Source organism: Accumulibacter sp. (assembly GCF_029255145.1).
Classification (GTDB): Bacteria; Pseudomonadota; Gammaproteobacteria; order Burkholderiales; family Rhodocyclaceae; genus Accumulibacter.
Map to the genome: position 1 here is coordinate 1 of NZ_JAPUVQ010000080.1, position 3,680 is coordinate 3,680.

Below are 3,680 nucleotides of genomic sequence, written 5' to 3' on the forward strand. Positions count from 1 at the left end.
CATATAAAATTTTACATCCGTATCAAGGGGATACATACTTTGCCTTGTGCTCGCCTGACGCGCAACCGGTTTCTGGGTCCGCCGATCAATTTATGCCAATGGCGCGTTACGTTGAGAGCATTGGGAGAAATCCGGATTCCCTCGCCGGGCCGACGCGGCATCCTGATTCAACAACGAAGAATATCGCCCGGGGGCGATTATCTTGTTGGCAAATAACCAAGCATCGCCACCAGCACCTATCCCTTGTTGGACAAGGACGGACGCACATCCACCCGCTCCCCGAAACCGGCCTGCTGCACCTATCGCAAATCATCGGAAATCCCAAAGCCGTACCACCCATCCTGCCAACCGTCCCCGTCAAGAAGTCCTGCTGGTGGGCAGGCGTCAAGTCTGGACGCTTTCCGGCACCGACCAAGCTCGGTCCTCGCGTCACCGTCTGGCGAGTCGAGGACATCCGCGCCTTGCTTGCGTCGGCATCAAGGGGCTGCACCATGACCGCCAATTCACGCGTCCCGGCGGGGGCAGCCATTCGGCACTTCACAGGCGCAAGCAGCGGCGACGAGATGATCGCCGAGTTCCGGAAGAACCAACGCGAGCTGTGCCGCCTCGTGTGGCGCACGTTCAAGGGCCACCAGCTGGTCCACGTTCGCTGCAATTCATCGGCCCGGACGGCGACCAGCGCTTCCTGACCGGCGGACGGGCCGCGGGCTGCTATTTCGGCATCGGCCGCGTGGAGGACGCGGCGAAACCGTGCATCGCCGAAGGCTTCGCCACGGGAGAGAGCGTTCACGAAGCGACCGGCTACCCGGTGGCCGTGGCATTCAACGCCGGCAACCTGCTCGCCACGGCACAAGCCATGGGCGCGACTGCGCGGAGCGGATGCCGTGACGCGAGCCGTCGCGGGGGCAGCGCGCCGGCAAGGGCGGGCTATGAATCCGCGTCAGCGGCGGATTCTGCTAGCGGCGCATGGCTTCGGCCGGTCGCCAGACAGCACCCGGAGCCAGAGCCGCGATGCTACCCGTTGCCGATCCCGTCTGCGCTGCTGCCGGTGGAACCATTGGACGTCGCGCTCTTGCCGCAGGCACGGCGAGAGCGCGTAGCAGACATCGCCGATTGGATGCAGTGCCCTCCGGACTTCCCGGCCGTCGGCGCCATGGTGGCGCTATCGTCGGTGATCGGCAGGAAGGCGTGCCTCTGCCCGAAGCGCCACGACGACTGGCTGGTGGTCCCGAACCTTTGGGGTGCGATTGTCGGGCGCCCTGGCGTGATGAAATCACCGGCGCTGGCGGAGGTGCTGAAGCCGCTCGGCAAGGCCGGAAAAAAGCCTGACTTTCGCGACGACGGCGGCGCGGCCGACGGCACTGCCTGCTGACAGCGGAAAGACAACCGAAGTGGTACCCTTCGCTCCATTTGGTTGCGCAGGGCCGCGCACATGCACGCCAGGAATCAACGGGTTCCGGCGATCATTGGCGACCACATGCGGGCAATTGGAGTGCCCATTGACTCCTTACCTTCCAGAGTGCAGACATGAGCGCCAACTTCCAACAACTTGCCAATTTCATCTGGTCGGTGGCCGACCTGTTGCGTGGCCCCTACCGCCCGCCACAGTACGAGCGCGTCATGCTACCGCTGACTGTGCTGCGCCGTTTCGATGCAGTGCTGGCGCCCAGCAAGGACGCCGTGCTCAAGCGCCATGCCCAACTGACGAGCAAGGGCATTCCCAATATCGACGCCATCCTCAACAATCTGGGCAAGAATGAAGACGGCACCCCGCTCGGCTTCCACAACCACAGCCAGCTCGACTTCCACAAGCTCAAGGGCGACCCGGACAACATCGGCCGCCACCTGGCCGATTACATCAGCGGCTTCTCCGAGAACATCCGCAAGATCTTCGAGCGCTTCGAGTTCGACAAGGAGATCGAAAAGCTTGAAGAGTCCAACCGCCTCTATCAGGTGCTTGCCCAGTTCGCCGAGATCGACCTGCATCCGCGCAAGGTCGACAACATCACCATGGGGCTGGTGTTCGAAGACCTGATCCGCCGCTTCAACGAAGCCGCCAATGAAACGGCGGGTGACCACTTCACCCCGCGCGAAGTCATCCAGCTCATGGTCAATCTGCTGCTGGAGCCCGACACCCGGGTGCTCACCCAGCAAGGCATCATCGTCACCATCTGCGACCCGGCCTGCGGCACCGGCGGCATGCTGGCCGAAGGGCAGAACTGGATTCGCGCCCACAACGAGCAGGCCACCGTCAGGGTCTTCGGGCAGGACTACAACCCGCGCTCCTATGCCGTAGCTGCCTCCGACCTGCTGATCAAGGGCCACAAGGATGGCCAGGTGGTGCTGGGCAACACGCTTACCGACGACCCCTTTCCCGACAGCCGCTTCGACTACCTGCTGGCCAATCCGCCCTTCGGGGTGGACTGGAAGGCGGAAAAGAAGATCATCGACCGCTGGCCGAACTTCCGCGGCTACAGCGGCAAGCTGCCACGCATCAACGACGGCGCCCTGCTGTTCCTGCTCTACATGATGAGCAAGTTCCAGGACTACGCGCCAGGCGACCGCAACAGGCCCGGCTCGCGCACCGCCATCGTCTTCAACGGCTCACCCCTGTTCACCGGCGGCGCCGGCAGTGGCGAGAGCGAGATCCGGCGCTGGATCATCGAGCGCGACCAGCTCGAAGCCATCGTCGCCCTGCCCGAGCAGATGTTCTACAACACCGGCATCGGCACTTTCATCTGGGTGGTCACCAACCGCAAGGCGACTCACCGCAAGGGCAAGATTCAGTTGATCGACGCGCGCGAGCGCTACACGCCGATGAAGCGCAGCCTGGGTGACAAGCGCCGCTATCTGGATCAGGCTGCCCTCGATTCCATTACCCGCGAACACGGCGCCCTGGAAGAGAGCAAGACCAGCCGCGTCTTCGACAACACCGATTTCGGCTACCGCCGCATCACCGTGCTGCGCCCGCTGCGCCTGCGATTCGAAATCACCGATGAAGCTCGCGAGCGCTTCCTCAACACCTGCCCCGAGCTGTTCGACGCCCTGCAGGCGGTGCAGGATCAGCTCGGCAGCGAACCACAACGGGATTGGAATCAGGCCTGGGATGCCGTGCAGCAGGCCTTCAAGATCCTGCCGGAGGATGTCGAGGGTTGGGCCAAAGGCGGCAAGGGGACGGCGCAGAGAAAGATCTTCCGCGACTGCTTCACCACCGTGGACCCAGAGGCCGCGCCGGTGATCGCCAAACACTACAAGGCTGAGCCGCTGGACCGTGCCGCCCTGTTCCCCGGACAGATACTGCCTGACGACCTCGGCAAGGATGACCTCTACGCCCTGCTGGGCCTGCACACCGATGGCAAGGGCAGGCACATCGAGTACGAACCCGACCCGGCGCTGAAGGATGCCGAGAACATTCCGCTGAAGGAGGACATCGTCAGCTACCTGTTGCGCGAGGTGAGGCCCTATGTGGCCGACGCCTGGATCGACCGCGCGACGCTCGACGAGCAGGACGGCGGCGTCGGCAAGGTGGGCTACGAGATCAACTTCAACCGCGTGTTCTTGTGCGCCGTGACAAGGCGCTGTTTTCCAGCGGGTGCGAATCCCGCCCGGCAACTTTCGCTCCGGCCGGTAGCAACTGGAGCAGTCGTGGAGGTAACGAAGCGGCTGAAGCCTCCGGTATA

General features: G+C 63.5%; 3 protein-coding genes. All 3 read left to right on the top strand.

What is annotated here, in order from left to right:
- Window positions 1-689, top strand: a 689-nt coding sequence (locus Q1L50_RS20010; RefSeq protein ID WP_366145224.1) for a hypothetical protein, incomplete at its 5' end; no start/stop codon positions are given.
- A 41-nt stretch (window positions 690-730) separates the two neighbouring features.
- Window positions 731-1,372 (top strand): DUF3987 domain-containing protein, encoded by a 642-nt coding sequence (locus tag Q1L50_RS08030; protein ID WP_300337375.1) that lies wholly within the window; start codon window positions 731-733, stop codon window positions 1,370-1,372.
- Window positions 1,373-1,527: 155 nt separating this feature from the next.
- The coding region (locus Q1L50_RS08035) for a class I SAM-dependent DNA methyltransferase (RefSeq protein WP_300337377.1) at window positions 1,528-3,680 on the top strand (2,153 nt) is incomplete at its 3' end.